This is a genomic window from Agrobacterium vitis, from assembly GCF_013337045.2.
GTDB lineage: Bacteria > Pseudomonadota > Alphaproteobacteria > Rhizobiales > Rhizobiaceae > Allorhizobium > Allorhizobium vitis_B.
In genome coordinates this window covers 238,570-255,148 of sequence record NZ_CP118260.1, presented here as the reverse complement: position 1 = coordinate 255,148, position 16,579 = coordinate 238,570, and the positions used below count along the sequence as shown (strand labels likewise).

At 58.5% G+C, this 16,579-nt stretch carries 15 protein-coding genes; 8 read left to right on the top strand and 7 right to left on the bottom strand.

The features are described from left to right. Positions 1-9 precede the first annotated feature (9 nt). Entirely contained in the window at positions 10-1,056 is a 1,047-nt protein-coding gene (locus tag G6L01_RS19060; protein ID WP_081344299.1) for a questin oxidase family protein, read from the top strand. After that, the gene (locus tag G6L01_RS19055) at positions 1,053-2,660 is read left to right on the top strand and encodes an amidohydrolase family protein (RefSeq protein WP_081344298.1); all 1,608 of its coding nucleotides are present in this window, start codon (positions 1,053-1,055) and stop codon (positions 2,658-2,660) included. Before G6L01_RS19060 ends, G6L01_RS19055 begins: the two co-directional genes overlap by 4 nt. Here G6L01_RS19055 and G6L01_RS19050 read toward each other — a convergent pair. The 7 genes from G6L01_RS19050 to G6L01_RS19020 all read right to left on the bottom strand — a co-directional run bounded on the left by G6L01_RS19050 (position 2,654) and on the right by G6L01_RS19020 (position 10,327). Next, positions 2,654-3,943, bottom strand: a complete 1,290-nt coding sequence (locus G6L01_RS19050) for an amidohydrolase family protein (RefSeq protein WP_070167980.1) — start codon at positions 3,941-3,943, stop codon at positions 2,654-2,656. The genes G6L01_RS19055 and G6L01_RS19050 overlap by 7 nt on opposite strands. 16 nt (positions 3,944-3,959) lie before the next feature. Beyond that, entirely contained in the window at positions 3,960-4,904 is a 945-nt protein-coding gene (locus G6L01_RS19045) for an ABC transporter permease (RefSeq protein WP_070167979.1), read from the bottom strand. Beyond that, the gene (locus G6L01_RS19040; protein WP_070167977.1) at positions 4,901-5,950 is read right to left on the bottom strand and encodes an ABC transporter permease; all 1,050 of its coding nucleotides are present in this window, start codon (positions 5,948-5,950) and stop codon (positions 4,901-4,903) included. The genes G6L01_RS19045 and G6L01_RS19040 overlap by 4 nt, the downstream gene beginning before the upstream one ends. Beyond that, a complete protein-coding gene (locus tag G6L01_RS19035; protein ID WP_070167976.1) occupies positions 5,940-7,460 on the bottom strand; it encodes an ABC transporter ATP-binding protein in 1,521 nt (506 codons plus the stop codon). The genes G6L01_RS19040 and G6L01_RS19035 overlap by 11 nt, the downstream gene beginning before the upstream one ends. After that, complete coding sequence (locus G6L01_RS19030) at positions 7,457-8,866, bottom strand: amidase (protein WP_070167974.1); 1,410 nt, start codon at positions 8,864-8,866, stop codon at positions 7,457-7,459. Before G6L01_RS19030 ends, G6L01_RS19035 begins: the two co-directional genes overlap by 4 nt. Before the next feature lie 7 nt (positions 8,867-8,873). Next, a complete protein-coding gene (locus G6L01_RS19025) occupies positions 8,874-9,860 on the bottom strand; it encodes a BMP family protein (protein WP_070167972.1) in 987 nt (328 codons plus the stop codon). Between the two features lie 218 nt (positions 9,861-10,078). Then, positions 10,079-10,327 (bottom strand): helix-turn-helix transcriptional regulator, encoded by a 249-nt coding sequence (locus tag G6L01_RS19020; protein WP_081344297.1) that lies wholly within the window; start codon positions 10,325-10,327, stop codon positions 10,079-10,081. A gap of 126 nt (positions 10,328-10,453) precedes the next feature. Between G6L01_RS19020 and G6L01_RS19015 the strand changes: the two genes are divergently transcribed. Genes G6L01_RS19015 through mnhG form a run of 6 tightly spaced genes read left to right on the top strand, consistent with a single transcriptional unit; the run spans position 10,454 to position 16,457 of the window. Continuing rightward, positions 10,454-13,375, top strand: coding sequence for a monovalent cation/H+ antiporter subunit A (locus G6L01_RS19015; protein ID WP_070167970.1), 2,922 nt, complete (start codon positions 10,454-10,456; stop codon positions 13,373-13,375). Then, positions 13,375-13,710 carry a Na+/H+ antiporter subunit C gene (locus G6L01_RS19010; protein ID WP_012653663.1) on the top strand — a complete coding sequence of 112 codons (336 nt, stop codon included), beginning with the start codon at positions 13,375-13,377 and terminating at the stop codon, positions 13,708-13,710. The genes G6L01_RS19015 and G6L01_RS19010 overlap by 1 nt, the downstream gene beginning before the upstream one ends. Continuing rightward, entirely contained in the window at positions 13,707-15,338 is a 1,632-nt protein-coding gene (locus G6L01_RS19005) for a monovalent cation/H+ antiporter subunit D (protein ID WP_070167969.1), read from the top strand. Before G6L01_RS19010 ends, G6L01_RS19005 begins: the two co-directional genes overlap by 4 nt. Then, positions 15,338-15,814, top strand: a complete 477-nt coding sequence (locus tag G6L01_RS19000; protein ID WP_070167967.1) for a Na+/H+ antiporter subunit E — start codon at positions 15,338-15,340, stop codon at positions 15,812-15,814. Before G6L01_RS19005 ends, G6L01_RS19000 begins: the two co-directional genes overlap by 1 nt. After that, positions 15,811-16,092, top strand: a complete 282-nt coding sequence (locus G6L01_RS18995; RefSeq protein WP_060717187.1) for a K+/H+ antiporter subunit F — start codon at positions 15,811-15,813, stop codon at positions 16,090-16,092. The genes G6L01_RS19000 and G6L01_RS18995 overlap by 4 nt, the downstream gene beginning before the upstream one ends. Further along, a complete protein-coding gene (gene mnhG, locus G6L01_RS18990) occupies positions 16,089-16,457 on the top strand; it encodes a monovalent cation/H(+) antiporter subunit G (protein ID WP_081344296.1) in 369 nt (122 codons plus the stop codon). The genes G6L01_RS18995 and mnhG overlap by 4 nt, the downstream gene beginning before the upstream one ends. The last annotated feature ends 122 nt before the right edge of the window (positions 16,458-16,579 follow it).

Below are 16,579 nucleotides of genomic sequence, written 5' to 3'. Positions count from 1 at the left end.
GAGAACATCATGATGGCGCCAGCCAAAGCAGCGGCGGTCGAGGCACTGCTCGCCGAAATGCCCGCCTGGGGATCGGAATTTACCGGCACCTTCGCCAACCACGCCCCGATGGTGCTCTGTGCCCTGGCCGAAATTGGCGGCACACCTGCCCAGATGCGCCGCTTTTTCGACCATTATAAAACCTATAAAAAACTCCTGCCCTTCGGCCAGCCATCCACGCCGCTCGATGCAGAAAGCTGGCGTTCTGTGCTGGGTCAACGGGAGCGGGAGCCGGATCTGCGGCTGTTTTTTTCCGCTGAAGTCTCCCGGCTGGGAATAGAGGCAGCGCTCAAGCACTATCTGCCGGATCTGGCACCGGGCGTGGCGGCAAGCGCCTTCCACGCCCTGATGCGCACGGCCTATGGCGTGTTGCGCCAAAACGAAGATGATATCGCCATTGCGCTTGCCTATTGGGCGGCGACCTATCTGGCGCTGCCACCTGCGACCGGCGCAAGCCCTGTAACCGATGATCCGGCAGAAGTGCTGCGCCGGGTGACGCTGATCGCCCCCATGCACACGCTGACGCTTCATGATCTTCTGTGGCAGAACATGCGTGACGCCGCTGCCCTGCCGGATTTTGTTCCTGTTGTAGACTGGCTAGAGATCGGCTCCGATACGATGGAAAAAATGGCTGATGTCGCCATCCGCTTATTTGCGGCCACCCAGCATTTCGCCGCTCTGCATGTGGTCACGGGCCTGCATTGGATACGCCTGCTCACCCCCATTTGCGACCGACAAACCCAGGGCACCCTGCTGCGGGTGTTCTGGCAGGCGATTGCGGCGCTGATGCGGGAACTGGACTTTCCAACCCTGCCGCCGGAGGAGGAGATCTCGCGCTGGCGTGCGCTGCCCGCCCCGGATTGGCCGGAGATTTTTGCAGCAGCAGCTGCCAGCTATGACGAACACGATATCAGCCTTGCCTATTCGGCAGCGCAGGAAATGACGATCTATGCAGACCCGCTCTATCGCGTTGCCGCGGCGCGGCGTCTCGGCCTGATTGGAGACTATCGGATATGACACAGGCCATTGCGATGCCGGACAATCCCGGCACAGATTGCATCATCGAGGCCGGCACCGTGCTGACCGGCCTTGAGGCCGGCACCGGGCTGACCGGGCTTGGCGCGGATGGCAAAATGACCATGCGCCACGATGTCGGCATCCGCGTCGAGAAGGGCATGATCGCCCAGATCGGGCCGATGGAAGCGGTCGGCTATGGCAACGACCACCTGCCACGCTTTGGCTCGCGCCGGATGATTGCCATGCCGGGCCTCGTCAACGCGCACCACCATTTCGGTGTGACGCCGCTGATGCAAGGCGTGCCTTTTGCGCCGCTGGAATTGTGGCTGCCGCAATTTCGCGCCATGCGCCGCATCAACCAGCGGCTGGATACGCTTTATTCGGCCATCGAAATGCTGGAAAGCGGTACGACGACCGTGCAGCACATCCATAGCGGCTTTTCCGGCACGCCGGATAGCTGGATGCAGACGGCAGAAGCAACCATCTCGGCCTATGGCGAAATCGGCATGCGACTCGGCTATTGTTTCATGATCCGCGACCGCAATATTCTGTCCTACGAGCCGGATGCGGATATCTTGAGCCGCCTGCCCGCCAAGGTGCGAGACTGGATTGCGCCACAGCTGGCCGCTGCCGATATTCCCGTCTCCCGGCTGATGGAATTCTACACCGATCTGCGCGCCCGTTTCATGGAGGGTAGCCCACAACATATCCGCATGAATCTAGCGCCCGCCAATCTGCACTGGTGCAGCGATAATGCCTTGCAGACGATTTTCGAAACGGCCAAGGCGGCTGGTGGCCAGGTTCACATGCATCTACTCGAAACCGAGCGGCAGGCGGAATTTGCCCGGCGCACCTATGGCCGCAGCGCGGTCCAGCATCTGCAAAAACTGCAATGCCTTGATGCCAATGTGACGCTTGGGCACGGCAACTGGATGAGCGGCGAGGATCTCGACATCATCGCCTCCTGCGGCTGTACCATCTGCCACAATGCCTCTTCCGGCCTCAGGCTCGGCAGCGGGATTGCGCCGATCAACGAGATGCGGCGGCGCGGCATTCCAGTGGCCCTCGGCATCGACCAGTCGAATATTGCCGACGACCGCGACATGACGCTGGAAATGAAACTGGTCTGGGCGCTGCACCGGGAAACCGGGCTCTGGAACGACAGGCCGGATGCGGGCGCGGTACTGCAAATGGCCAGCGAACATGGCGCGGCCTCTGCCGGGTTCGGTGGATTTACCGGACGCCTCGAACCCGGCTGGCAGGCCGATATCGTGCTGATGGACAAAGACCGCATCGCCCGCCCAGCTATCAACCCGAAAACGCCGCCCGTGGAAGCCCTGCTGCATCGCGGCGGGCGTCATGCCATAGAACAGGTTTTCGTCGGTGGGCGGCTGGTCGTCGATGGCGGGCGCGTGACAACCGTGGACCGCGATGCGGTCATGGCGGAAATCGAGACCATTCTATCGCGTCCGGAAACATCAGCGGAACGGGACGCCTGGCAGGCGGTTGAGGCGCTGCTGCCGTATCTCGAAACCAGCCTGCGCCAGCTTGGCCTTGGGGCTGATTATCGCCCCTACCGCTACAACTCAATGTCGGATCAGTAAACCGGCACGTAATCGCGCCCACTATCAATCTCCGCAGGGCGACCCTCCAGAAACAGCTCACCGATGCGCGGCGCTGTACGGGAAATTACTTTGCCGCCCTTGACCACGAACAGGCGCGAGGGCTTGAGGCGCAGCGCTTCAAACACGTCAGCGGCCTGCAACACCACGAGATCAGCCTTGCAGCCAACCTCCAGACCATAGCCTTCGAGACCCATGGTTTTCGCCGAATTGACGGTGAGCGCATCAAAAATCTGCCTCTTGTCGTCCAGCCCGCCCATTTGTGCGACGTGGATGGCCATATGGCCCACCTCCAGCATGTCGGCCGATCCCATTGAATACCATGGGTCCATGGTGCAATCCTGACCGAAGGAGACATTCAGGCCTGCTGCCATCAGTTCGCGCACCCGCGTCATGCCACGGCGTTTCGGATAGGTATCGTGGCGGCCTTGCAGCATGATGTTGATGAGCGGGTTGGGGATGACGTTGATCTGCGCTTCCGCCATCAGCGGAATGAGCTTGGAGACGTAATAATTGTCCATGGAATGCATGGAGGTGAGATGAGAGCCCGCCACCCGGCCTTGCAGGCCATGGCGAATGGTTTCCGCCGCCAGCGTCTCGATATGGCGCGACATCGGATCATCGGTTTCGTCGCAATGGATATCAACCGGCAGGCCCCGCTCGGCAGCAATGCGGCAGAGAGCCTCCAGCGACAAACGCCCCTCCTCCATCGTGCGCTCGAAATGCGGGATGCCGCCGACAATGTCGATGCCCATATCCAGTGCGCGGTTGAGCGAATCCACACCATCTTTCGCGCGGTAATATCCGTCCTGCGGGAAGGCAACGAGTTGCAGCTGTATATAAGGTGCCACCCGTTCGCGCACTTCAATCAAGGCCTCTGCCGTCACCAGTCTTGGATCGGATGTATCGACGTGGCTTCGGATAAACAGCAGTCCTTGGGAGACGGCGAGATCGCAGTAGCGTAAGGCGCGTTCAACCAGCGCCTCCTTGGTCAGCAGCGGTCGCAACTCACCCCAGAGCGCAATGCCTTCCAGCAATGTAGCCGACACATTCATGCGCGGCATGCCAAGCGACAGCGTAGCATCCATATGAAAATGCGGATCGCAAAATGGAGGGCTGACGAGACGGCCCGTTGCATCGATCTCCTCGCCGCACACAGCATCCAGCCGCTTTTCGATGGCGGTGATCTTTCCGCCGGAAAGGCCGATATCGAAACCCTGGCGGCCATCTGGCAGGTTGGCATTGCGGATAATGAGATCGAACATGGTGAGTTTCCTTCTCTCAGCGCTCGCCGCGCCGATAGGGTTGCATCAACGCCTGCGGCACGCGGGCACGGCGCGCCATCACCGCAAGCGCGGCGATGGACAGAATATAGGGGGTCATGAGGAACAGTTGGTAGGGCACGGCCCCACCGAGAGCGGTTTGCAGGCGAAGCTGAAAGCCGTCGAAAAACGCAAACAGCAACGCCCCGATCAATGCCCGGCCCGGTCGCCATGAGGAGAACACCACCAAAGCGATACAGATCCAGCCGCGTCCCTGCACCATGGTGGGGAAAAAGCTGTTGAAGGCCGACAGTGTCAGGAAGGCCCCGGCCATGCCCATCAGGGCCGAGCCAGCAATCACGGCACCATAGCGCACCGCCATTGGATTGATCCCTTGCGCTTCCGCCGCATGGGGGTTTTCACCGGTCATGCGGATGGCAAGGCCCAGTGGCGTGCGAAAGATGATATAGGCCAAAATGATAGCGAGCAGAATGGCAAGATAGGTTGGCGGTGTCTGCACGAAAAAGGCAGGTCCGACAAAGGGCAGATCGCTGAGGCCCGGAATGGCAATTGGCTTGAAAGGGACAATGGTTGGCGGAGAGCCTGCAACTGGAACCGCCAGCCGGAAGGTGTAATAGCTGAAGCTGGAGGCAAACAGCGTGATCCCGAGGCCACAGACATGCTGAGATAGTCCGAGCGTGACCGTCAAAAGCGCATGCAAAGCACCAAAAACACCGCCCGCCAGCGCCGCAATCAGCAGGCCGGTCCAAAGATCGGCTCCGTGATAGACCGATAACCAGCCGATCATGGCACCAAAGGTCATGATGCCTTCAATGCCGAGGTTAAGCACCCCTACCCGTTCGCACAGCAGCGCCCCGAGCGTGCCGAAAATCAGGGGCGTGGCAATCCTGAGGACTGCGGCCCACAGACCCGTTGAAGCAAGGATGTCCATCATAGCGCTCATCGGACAATCCTGTATTGGGTGAAAAACAGCGCAGTCAGCATGGTCAGCAGCGATAGCGCCACCGTCACATCAGCAATATAGCTGGGAATGCCCATGGCGCGGCTCATGCCGTCGGCACCGACAAACATGGTGGCCGTAAACAGCGCCGCCAGCACAACGCCGAGCGGATTGAGATTGGCCAGCATGGCCACCACAATCCCGGAATAGCCATAGCCGGGAGAGAGATCCGTCGTCACATAGCCCTTGACGCCCATGACTTCCACAGCACCTGCAAGCCCCGCAAGACCACCGGAAATGCAGGCAACAGTCACCAGCGTCCGGCCAAGCGGCACTCCGGCAAAGACGGCTCCTGCCGGGTTGAGACCCGCCGCTCTTGAGCGAATGCCAAACACCGTGCGCTGTTGAACAAAATGCAGCACAAGCGCCAGCATCACCGCAATAACGAGGCCCAAATGCAGGCGCGAACGTGACAACAGCTTTGGCAGCATGGCGGCATCGGCCACCGATTGCGATTGCGGCCAACCGAAAGCCATCGGGTCTTTCAACACGGTATCAATCAGCATTGAGACAAACAGCACGGCAACGAAATTCAGCAGCAGCGTTGTTACCACTTCGTCCACAGAAAAGCGCAGGCGCAGCCAAAGCGGCACGAGCAACAAAACCATGCCCGCGAGCGCACCGAGGACCAGCAGGGCGGGAATCTGGATGACTGGGGAAAAATCATTCAAAAGATGAGAACTTGCCGCCGCAACGGTGATGGCACCGAGATAAAGCTGGCCCTCGGCCCCGATGTTCCACAGCCGCGCCCGAAACGCCACTGCCGCCGAAAGACCTGTCAGCATCAGGGGCGTCGCGCGGGTCAGCGTTTCCGTGGTCGAAAGCCGCGAGCCGAAAGCACCGATCAGGATACGCCAATAGGCTTCCAGAACTGGCGCACCCGCAATGGCAATGAGAATGCCTGAGATCGCCAGCGCCGCCACAATGGCCATGATGGGCGTGGCGATGACAAGCACAAGGGGTCGATGTTCGCGTCGCTCAAACCGCATGGGACACCTCCGCCTGCCATTCGCCAGCCATCATCAGGCCGAGTGTGCGGGCATTGGCGTCCTCCGCGTTGATCGGCGGCGACAACCTGCCGCCAACAATCGCCTGAATACGGTCGGCAAGCGCCATCACTTCGTCCAGATCCTCGGAAATCAGCAGCACAGCGGTCCCCGCCCGACGGGCTTCGAGAATGCGCTCATGTGCCGCCGCCACAGCACCTTCATCCAGACCCCGCGCGGGTTGGGCGGCCAGAAGAATACGGGGGCGATTGATGAGGTTTCGGCCCAGAATGAGTTTTTGCATGTTGCCGCCGGACAGCAGACGGATGCGGCTGGCTGGTGTGCCGCCGCGCACATCGAATTGCTCGATGATAGTGCGGGCAAATTCCATGCCTGCCTTTCGATTAACAAGGCCGTGCCGTGAAAAGGCCGGGAGCCGCTCAAGGATGGCATTTTCCCAGATCGCCATCTCACCGATCACGCCTTCCTTGTTGCGGTCTTCGGGAATGCGGCCAATGCTAGCCGTCACGGCATCTGCCACCGAGAGACTATCCACCGGGGTGCCGAACACCAGAAGGTCGCCAGCCGTATGCGGCATGGTGCCGGAGAGCACTTGCGCCAAAGCGCCCTGACCATTGCCGGAAACACCAATGATGCCAAGAACCTCGCCAGCCCGCAGCCGGAAATCGATGGCCTTCAGCACATCGACCCCGTCTTCGCGGACGGTGAGATGGGCTGCTTCCAGAACAATGTCACCGGGTTTGGAGGCATCACGCACGGGTCGGGTCACTGTGCGCCCCACCATAAGCTCGGCAAGCTCTGCCTTGCTGGTCTCGGATGCTTTACGCTCCGCCACCCGCCGTCCGCCCCGTAGCACCACAATCCGGTCGGCCGAGGACATCACCTCATCGAGTTTATGGGAAATGAAAATCAGCGACAGGCCCTGTGCCGCCATGTCTTTCAAGGTGGCAAATAGCGTTTCTGCCTCAACTTGAGTAAGAACAGCGGTCGGTTCATCCAGCACCATAATGCGGGCATCATTGTAGAGTGCCTTGAGGATTTCGACACGCTGCTGCTCGCCCACCGACAAATCGCCAAGACGGGCATCTGGATCGACTTTCAGGCCGAAGCGGCTGGAAATGGCCATGAGCTTTTCCCGCGCCTGCGCACGCCGCGACCTCAGGGACCACAGGCTTTCCGTGCCCGTTGTCACGTTTTCCAGAACGGTTAGATTTGGAGCCAGAGAAAAATGCTGATGCACCATGCCAATGCCTGCCCGAATGGCAGCACGCGGCTTGCCGGGTGGCAATTCCTTTCCCTTAACCAGAACCTTGCCGGAATCTGGCATATAATGGCCAAAAAGGATGCTCATCAGGGTGGTTTTTCCGGCACCGTTTTCACCCAGTAGCGCCAGAATTTCGCCCTTCGCCAGTGATAGCGAAATGTCATCATTGGCCCGATTGCTGCCAAACCGTTTGCTGACCCCAATGATGTCGAGCACTGGCACGGTCATGGTGCAAATCCAGCAATCGGAAATCTTTGCTGGAATCGCTCGTCCTGCTCAAGGCGGTCCGCCAGTTGTAAAAGCAGCGGCTCACTGCCCATCGGGGCCAGCATTTGCACCGGAAGTGGCAAGCCGGAAGCATCGCTTCCATATGGCAGGGTGATGGCCGGGCATCCTGATGCATTGGCAAGGGCTGCGAGCGGTGCAAAGCGGGCCATGCGATCGAAATGCAGATCGGTATCGCGATGATCGCTGGGGAAAGAGCCGATTGGCAAGGGTGCTGATGACAGCATCGGGCACAACAGACAATCGACATCATCAAACAACCGCCAAAGATCTCGGCTGACAAGCACCATCGCGTTAAGGCTGCGCCACAGATGGGCTGCGGGCAGTGCCAGTCCGCGCTCAATGGTCGCCTGTGTCAGTGTTTCGGTCTTGGATGCATCAAGGTTGAATTTCGAAAACGTCTCGGCGAGATTAGCACAGACGATATTGACAAAGGCATCGTTGCTTGCCGCCGCTGGCTGGGCGATTTGTGAAAAGGCAATGGGCACAAGCTGATGGCCATCGGCTTCCAATGCTTGCCCTGCCTCATCAATTGCCACCAAGCGGTCACTGTCGGTGGCGTATTGATCACCCGTGTCGGTGAGAATGCCGATGCGCAAGCGGCCAGCCTTTGGCGGCGTGGGCGAAAATGGCGGGAATGGACCTTTCACATTGCCACTGAGCACAGAAAAGCTGGCTGCCGTGTCGCGCACCGATCTGGAAATCACCAGCTCGCTGGCAATGCCGCCCAGATGATTGCCAAAGCTGGGGCCTGAGGGCATGGCACCTCGGCTGGGTTTAAGGCCAACAAGGCCGCAGCAGGCGGCGGGCACGCGGATGGAGCCGCCCGCATCGGTGGCATGGGCAATGGCCACAATGCCAGCAGCAACAGCCGCCGCAGCGCCACCAGAAGACCCGCCAGCCGTGCGGGTGCTATCCAGCGGATTACGGCAGATGGGACCAATCTGCGGCTCGCTTGCCAGCGAAAGGCCAAATTCCGGGCTGGTGGTCAGGCCGAAAACGCAAAAGCCTTTGCTGCGGAACCGCACCGCCAGATCGGAATCAACAAGCCCGCCACGGCGCGCCATGAGCCTTGATCCCGCCACCACCGGAAAACCCGCAAACGGACCACCCAAATCCTTGGCAAGCGTTGGTACGCCCGCAAAGGCCATGGCAGAGCGCGGCTTGGCATCAAGCGGCAGGGCATCGATAGCCCTCGCCGCCTCAAGGCCTTTTTCCGCGTCGATATAGGCAATGGCACCCAGATCGTTGAGAGTTTCAGCGGCAGAAATTGAGGCCTGCATTGCCTCGGTGGCAGACAAGCGACCGCGCGCGATCGCTTGGGCCAGAGCAGTAGCATCAGCTTGCATGGATGGCTTACTTTGGTTCGGTCATGATCTTTGGCACTTCAAACGTTTCGGCCTTGATCTCGGCGCGCTTGGCTTCCATGGCCGCTTCGGCATCAGCGGGAGCCACACCCTTGACGAAAACAATGTCGCTGCCGCCTTCCTTCATCAGGCCATAGGCGGTGTAATCGCGGCCGGTTGGTTTACCGGCTGCAACATCGGCCAGAGCGGCATTGAGGATTGGGCGGAAGTTCCACAGCGCGTTGGCAAACACTGTGTTGGGATAACGGGGAGTGTAATCGATCAACGAGCCAACGGATTTGATGCCGCGTTCTTTGGCTGCATCTGCCGTGCCAATGCGTTCACCAAACAGAATGTCTGCGCCTGCATCAATCTGGGCAAGGCCCGCTTCGCGTGCTTTTGGCGGATCAAAGAACGTGCCGATGAAGGTCACAAGGTGCTTGGCATTGGGGTTGACGGCTTTTACGCCTGCGCCAAATGCGTTGATCAGCATATTCACTTCCGGGATCGGCATGGCACCTACAGAGCCGACGATGTTGGATTTGGTCATCTTGCCAGCCAGCATCCCGGCCAGATAGGCACCGTCAAAATTCCATGTGCCGAAAACACCAAAATTATCGCCGGACAGCTTGCCGCTGGAGCCCATGACAAAGGCTGTCTGCGGATAATCAGCGGCAACTTCGCGTGCCTGCTTTTCGACGGGGAAGGTTTCACCAATGATCAACTTGGCATTCTGCTCGGCATATTCGCGCATCGCGCGCGGATAATCCGTGCCGGACACGCCCTCGGAAAACACATATTCAATCACGCCTTCCTTGGCTGCATCCTGCAAAGCCTTGTGCAGCACCGAGTTCCAGGCATTTTCCACCGGCGAACCATGAATGCCCGCCACCTTGATCGGCGCTGCCGCCCGCAAGGATGGCGCAAAAGCGCTGACACCCAGAGCCATACCCGACGCCAGTATGGACCGACGCGACATCAAAAACTGCTTACCCATTCTGAACCCCTTTTTTTACCATTTGGTAGAAATTGTTAAGGGTGGCCTAAAAATGTGTCAAGCACGCTGAACGATTATAAAATAAGCAGTTTCGCGTTTCTGCAACCTGATAGACATACCATGCAAGACGGCGGGACAACGAAATTTCAGCCAGCTTGTTGCGCAATAGCCCTAATATCCGCCAGGGATAAAGCCTTCTGGCAGCATACATTCCATTATCATTTGGAGCATAGTCCAACTTTGCCATCATCAAGGTGAAGGAAGACGACGCCTCCCCCTTCCAATGCAAGGCTCAACTGCGCTGCGCTGGCACGATGAAGATCGTGACGACAGTTTTCGTAATCCTTGATGGTACTGCGCGAGACACCCGCTCGCTCGGCAAGGTCCTGTTGCGTCCAATCCAGAAGGCCGCGTGCCGCGCGACACAGCGCTGGTGTTAAAAACTTGGACTCGTTTCCTTGACCCATCGCCAAGTATCACCCATATTGATTGATATCCATCATATAGCGCAATAAAGCGCGGATCGCTAGATGCCAATCCATTGAGCTGCGTATGCAATCCGGGCTCGAATCAAAAGGAAATAATGCGTTGGGATAACAGCTGGACCGTCTCTGCTCGTTGTTCTGTTGCTTCTGCCGTTCGTCGGAAGTCTCTTATCTGTATTTTTGCTGAATACGCCATCTCGCCGCCTTCCGGCAGGCTCGGCCGCTATTGTCATGCTCATTTCGCTGGCGCTGACGGCAAGTCTCTATCCGGCGGTCGCCGATGGCGGCGTCGTAAAGTTCAACATGCCATGGCTGCCGCAGCTTGGTCTGGATTTTACGCTGCGGATGGATGGCCTGGCATGGATCTTCACCATGCTGATCGCAGCCATCGGCTTTCTGGTCGTGCTCTATGCCCGCTATTATATGTCTGAAGAAGATCCTGTTCCCCGGTTCTTCTCCTTTCTGCTTGCCTTCATGGGCGCGATGCTTGGCATCGTGCTTTCGGGAAATGTCATCCTCCTGTCGGTGTTCTGGGAACTGACAAGTATCTTTTCATTCCTGCTGATCAGCTATTGGCACAACAACCCCAATGCGCGCGACGGCGCCCGAATGGCGCTGACCATTACCGGGATTGGCGGTTTCTGCCTGTTGATCGGCCTTATTCTGCTCGGCAATATCGTCGGCAGCTATGATCTCGACACCATTCTCGATTCCGGCAATGTCATTCGCGAACATTCTCTTTATGTCCCCGCCTTGGTGTTCATATTGCTTGGCGCGCTGACGAAAAGCGCCCAGTTTCCGTTTCATTTCTGGCTTCCAAACGCCATGGCCGCTCCAACCCCGGTTTCGGCCTTTCTGCATTCGGCAACCATGGTCAAAGCCGGGGTGTTTCTGCTGGTGCGTTTCTGGCCTGTGCTATCAGGCACCGATGAATGGTTCTGGATCGTCGGCGCGGCTGGGATCACAACCTTGTTGCTCGGCGCTTATTTTGCGATGTTCCAGCAGGATCTCAAAGGGCTGCTGGCCTATTCGACCATCAGCCATCTCGGATTGATCACGACATTGCTCAGCCTTGGCAGTCCATTGGCGACGGTGGCAGCCATTTTCCATATGCTGAACCATGCGACCTTCAAGGCGTCGCTCTTCATGGCGGCAGGGATCATCGATCACGAAACGGGAACCCGCGACATGCGGCGGCTGAGCGGCCTGTTCCGTTTCATGCCATTCACCGCAACGCTTGCCATCGTCGCCAGTGCGGCCATGGCTGGCGTTCCGCTTCTCAACGGCTTTCTGTCCAAGGAAATGTTCTTTGCTGAAGCCGTCGAAACCCATGCGGATTCGATCCTGGATACCATCCTGCCGTATGTCGCAACGCTTGCTGGCGCCTTTAGCGTCGCCTATTCCCTGCGGTTCATCCATACCGTGTTCTTTGGCCCGCCGCCTCAGGACTTGCCGGTTGCCCGTCCGCACGAGCCGCCACGTTGGATGCGGTTTCCCGTCGAGTTTCTCGTGCTGGTCTGCCTGATCGTCGGCGTCATCCCGGCAATCTCGATCGGTCCCTTTCTTCATGTCGCCGTCGTCAGTGTTCTCAGGGCCGATACGCCGGAATACAGTCTGGCAATCTGGCATGGCATCAATCTGCCCCTGGTGATGAGCATCATCGCACTTGTCGGTGGCGGACTGATCTATGTCCTGTTGAAGGATTACTTCGCCCGCTGCCACGACGGACCGCCGTTTTTTCACAAATTCAAGGGCCAGCGCATTTTCGAGCGCGTTATCGTTGAAGTCTCCTGGCACTGGGCACGCATGGCCGAACGGCGTCTCGGCACCCGCAAGCTACAGCCGCAACTCCGCTGGCTGGTAACTGTGGGTTTTGCGGCGGGAATGCTGCCTCTTTATCTGAGAGGCTTCGAGGTTCGCCCGCTTGTCTATTCCGGCGCCGATCCCGTGTTTGCCGCCCTTTGGGCCATCGGCATCTGCCTTGCCCTCGGCACCGCCTACCTGGCGAAATATCATCGTCTCGCGGCGTTGGTGATGCTCGGTGGTGTCGGTCTTATCGTCTGCCTCACCTTCGTCTGGCTTTCGGCCCCCGATCTCGCCATCACCCAATTGTTGGTCGAAATCGTCACCACAGTTCTCATCCTTCTCGGCCTGCGCTGGCTGCCCAAGCGGTCCGAAGGACTTGGCGAGACCATGACCTTGAGGGCACGGTTTCGCCGGTTTCGGGATTTCGCCCTCGCGGTTCTCTGCGGCATTGCCATGTCGTTTACCGCCTATGCGGTGATGACCATGCCGGTTCCCGATGCCATCGCCAGCTATTTCCTGGAAAACGCCTATTCGCAGGGCGGTGGCCGCAATGTGGTCAATGTCATACTGGTGGATTTCCGCGGTTTCGATACACTGGGCGAGATCGCCGTTCTCGGGGTCGTGGCGCTGACGGTCTACGGGCTTTTGCGCCGCTTCCGCCCTGCCGAAGACAGTATGGGCATGCCGGAACAGCAGCAGGCGCAAAATCGCTTCGACGAGGAGCGGCCGGAACGATCGGCGGGCGATACGGTTCGGGACTATCTTCTGATCCCCTCGGTCATCATGCAATGGCTGTTTCCGGTCATCGTTACGTTGTCGGTCTACCTGTTCATGCGTGGACATGACCTGCCGGGCGGTGGTTTTTCTGCCGGGTTGACGCTGTCGATTGCGTTTCTGCTGCAATATCTGGCGGGCGGCACACGCTGGGCGGAAGATCGCATCCGCATCCTGCCACTGCGCTGGATGGGTATTGGCCTGTTGACCGCCGTCGCCACCGGCATCGGCGCCTGGTTGCTGGGATATCCGTTCCTCACCTCGCATTCCCGCTATATCGATCTACCGTTGATCGGAAAGATCCCGGCGGCAACGGCGCTGCTGTTTGATCTCGGCGTGTTTGCCCTCGTGGTCGGCTCCACGGTTCTTATTCTCGTCGCTCTCGCGCATCAGTCCTTGCGCATCAATCGTCTGCGCACGATCGACGCCTCGAAATCGGAGGAAGGGTGATGGAGCTTGTTCTATCGATCGCCATTGGCGTCATGACCGGCTGCGGCGTCTGGCTCATCCTGCGTCCTCGAACCTATCAGGTAATCGTCGGACTTTCGCTGCTGTCCTATGCCGTTAACCTGTTCATCTTCGGTGTCGGTGGCGTCAAGGCCAATGTGCCACCCATCCTTGGCGATGACGGGGCTGGCCATCTGGCGGACCCTGTGCCGCAAGCGCTCGTTCTGACGGCAATCGTCATCGGCTTTGCAACGACCGCCCTGTTTCTGGTGGTGCTGCTGGCCTCGCGCGGTCTGACGGGAAGCGACCATGTCGATGGGAGGAACGAACCGAAATGAATGGTTGGGCCCACCATCTGATCATTGCGCCTGTGCTGGTGCCGTTGGTTGCCAGTGCGGTGCTTCTGCTCGTCGATGAGCGCCGAAGGATGGCCAAGTCGATGATCAGCCTTGTCTCCGCGGTCGTGCTGGCAGCCATAGCCATCATTCTGTTTCGCATCGAGAGCGGGCCGAACAGTTTTGAGAATGTCTATCTGGTCGGCAACTGGGCGGCGCCATTCGGCATCGTGCTGGTGCTGGATGGTTTGTCGGCCCTGATGCTGCTGCTGACGGCTTTGCTCGCCATCCCGGCCCTGGTGTTTTCGTTTGCCCGATGGCATGCGGTTGGCGCACATTTTCACAGCATGTTCCAACTGCTGCTGATGGGCGTCAACGGAGCTTTCCTGACCGGCGACCTCTTCAATCTCTTCGTTTTTTTTGAGGTGATGTTGGCCGCGTCCTATGGTCTCCTGCTGCATGGGTCTGGACCGCTTCGGGTCAAGGCGGGGCTGCATTACATTGCAGTCAACCTGGTGGCCGCCCTGCTGTTCCTGATCGGCGTCAGCTTGATTTACGGCACGGCTGGCACCCTCAACATGGCTGATCTTGCGGCCCGCATTCCCGAAATGGAGCCGGACCGTCGCATGTTGATGGAGGCAGGCGCTGGCATATTGGGTGTCGTCTTCCTCATCAAGGCTGGCATGTGGCCGCTCTGCTTCTGGCTACCGACCGCTTATAGTGCGGCATCGGCTCCTGTGGCCGGCATTTTCGCCATCATGAGCAAGCTCGGGATCTATGTCATCCTGCGGCTGACCATGCTGTTATTCGCAGAAGGCCCGTCGGCGGGCTTTGGCGCGGGCGTGCTGCTCTATGGCGGCATGGCAACGCTTATTTTCGGGACGATTGGTGTCCTCGCCTCCCAGGCTCTTGGGCGGCTGGCCGGGTTTTCGGTCCTGGTGTCTTCAGGCACCTTGTTGATGGTTGTCGGCATCAATGACGGGGCCGTCTCATCTGGAGCTCTGCTTTATCTTGTCAGTTCGACACTGACCATCAGCGCATTCTTCATGCTGATCGAGCTTGTCGAACGGGGACAGGATGCCGGCGCCAATGTTCTTGCGGTGACGATGGACGCCTATGGCGATGCGGATGAGCAGGCGCCCTATGAAGAAGAGGGCGTCACGATGCCCGGCACCATGGCCATTCTTGGCATTTGCTTTGCTGCCTGCGGCATATTGCTCTCCGGCCTGCCGCCGCTATCAGGCTTCATCGCCAAATTCGCAATGCTGTCGGCGATGATGGGCACCGGTGCCATCGGTTCGCCGCCAACCATAGCGATCTGGGCGCTGATCGTGCTGGTCATCCTGTCGGGTATCGCCGCGCTGATTTCCATGACACGCGCTGGCATCCGCACATTCTGGAGCTCTATCGAAGGCACTGTTCCGCGTGTCCTCGTCATCGAGATCGTGCCGGTGATGTTTTTGCTGGCGCTCACGCTCGCCCTGACCGTCCAGGCCGGACCGGCGATGTACTATATGGATACGACGATCCGCGCCTTGAGCAAGCCGGCAAATTACATCGATGCAGTCCGCAATGCGACGCAAATTCCCGCCTTTAAAATCGAGCCCAGCGCCGGAAAGGAGAGCGAGTAATGTTGCCCTATCCGGTTCTCACTCTGTCGCTGGTCGGCATGTGGCTGGTGCTCAATGGTTTCACGCTTGGCCATTTGATCCTGGGCATATTCGTCGCTGTCTTCGCAGGCTGGGCCATGGCATCGCTGCGTCCTGAAAAGCCGCACCTGAAAAAGTGGTATCTTCTGCCCAAGCTGTTTCTTGTCGTCCTTTACGATATCGCCAAGTCGAACATTGCCGTGGCCGCCATCATCATCAGGAGCGGATCCCGGCAGCATGATCCGGGATTTGTGATTATTCAGCTGGAAATCAAGAGCCAATTCGCACTGGCCGTGCTGGCGGTGATCCTGACAAGCACACCGGGTTCGGCCTGGCTTGAATATGATTCCAACGACAATTCCGTTCTTCTTCATGTGCTTGATATCAAAAACGAATCCGTCTGGCGCGATACGATCAAGAACCGCTACGAAAAACTGCTATTGGAGATATTCGCATGAGCGCAATCATTCTCTTCAGTGCTGTCTCGCTCGCCCAATTGATGCTCGTGGCCTCCATGGCCATCGTTTCGGTGCGGATGTTCATCGGACCCCGCGCCCAGGACCGGATCATCGGCCTCGACACGTTCTACATCAATGCCATGCTGCTTTTGGTCACTTTTGGCGTCGGCACGGGCCGGGAGATTTATTTTGAAGCCGCGCTGGTGATCGGCATGTTGGGATTTGTCGCCTCCGTTGCCCTGGGTAAATTTCTGATGCGTGGGGAGGTGATCGAATGATCTATTCCGCAACGGATATTCCGGTCTGGGCCGCCATCTGCATTGCCTTTTTCCTGCTGGTCGGCGCAACGCTGGCACTGATTGGCGCGATCGGATTCCTGCGACTGCCAACATTCTATGAGCGCATCCACGCGCCAACGCTTGGAACCAGCTGGGGCGTCGGTGGGATCATGCTTGGATCGATGATCTTTTTTTCCATTGCATCGTCGCGCCTGGCGATCCATGAAATTCTGATCGGCATTCTCGTTACGGTCACAACACCAGTGACGCTGATGATGCTGGCCCGTGCAGCACTTCACCGTGACCGAGTCGAGAGAAATGGAAATGTGCCGCCCAAACAGATCGCAAAGTCTCAAGCGGAGTAATACGAAGATTCATTGGAAATGACCCTTCATATTCTCGTTGAAAATATCTCAAGCCATGCAAACATTTGAGATATTTTCAATGTCTTCAAGTCGAGGATGTCTCAGCATGTAAGACACTTTGG

Bases quoted from the DNA above. Each gene is read 5' to 3' on its own strand.
- G6L01_RS19040 (WP_070167977.1), bottom strand. From the start codon at position 5,950: ATGCGGTTTGAGCGACGCGAACATCGACCCCTTGTGCTTGTCATCGCC.
- G6L01_RS18995 (WP_060717187.1), top strand. From the start codon at position 15,811: ATGAGCGCAATCATTCTCTTCAGTGCTGTCTCGCTCGCCCAATTGATG.
- G6L01_RS19030 (WP_070167974.1), bottom strand. From the start codon at position 8,866: ATGCAAGCTGATGCTACTGCTCTGGCCCAAGCGATCGCGCGCGGTCGC.
- G6L01_RS19010 (WP_012653663.1), top strand. From the start codon at position 13,375: ATGGAGCTTGTTCTATCGATCGCCATTGGCGTCATGACCGGCTGCGGC.
- mnhG (WP_081344296.1), top strand. From the start codon at position 16,089: ATGATCTATTCCGCAACGGATATTCCGGTCTGGGCCGCCATCTGCATT.
- G6L01_RS19045 (WP_070167979.1), bottom strand. From the start codon at position 4,904: ATGAGCGCTATGATGGACATCCTTGCTTCAACGGGTCTGTGGGCCGCA.
- G6L01_RS19055 (WP_081344298.1), top strand. From the start codon at position 1,053: ATGACACAGGCCATTGCGATGCCGGACAATCCCGGCACAGATTGCATC.
- G6L01_RS19035 (WP_070167976.1), bottom strand. From the start codon at position 7,460: ATGACCGTGCCAGTGCTCGACATCATTGGGGTCAGCAAACGGTTTGGC.
- G6L01_RS19005 (WP_070167969.1), top strand. From the start codon at position 13,707: ATGAATGGTTGGGCCCACCATCTGATCATTGCGCCTGTGCTGGTGCCG.
- G6L01_RS19025 (WP_070167972.1), bottom strand. From the start codon at position 9,860: ATGGGTAAGCAGTTTTTGATGTCGCGTCGGTCCATACTGGCGTCGGGT.
- G6L01_RS19060 (WP_081344299.1), top strand. From the start codon at position 10: ATGATGGCGCCAGCCAAAGCAGCGGCGGTCGAGGCACTGCTCGCCGAA.
- G6L01_RS19020 (WP_081344297.1), bottom strand. From the start codon at position 10,327: ATGGGTCAAGGAAACGAGTCCAAGTTTTTAACACCAGCGCTGTGTCGC.
- G6L01_RS19050 (WP_070167980.1), bottom strand. From the start codon at position 3,943: ATGTTCGATCTCATTATCCGCAATGCCAACCTGCCAGATGGCCGCCAG.
- G6L01_RS19000 (WP_070167967.1), top strand. From the start codon at position 15,338: ATGTTGCCCTATCCGGTTCTCACTCTGTCGCTGGTCGGCATGTGGCTG.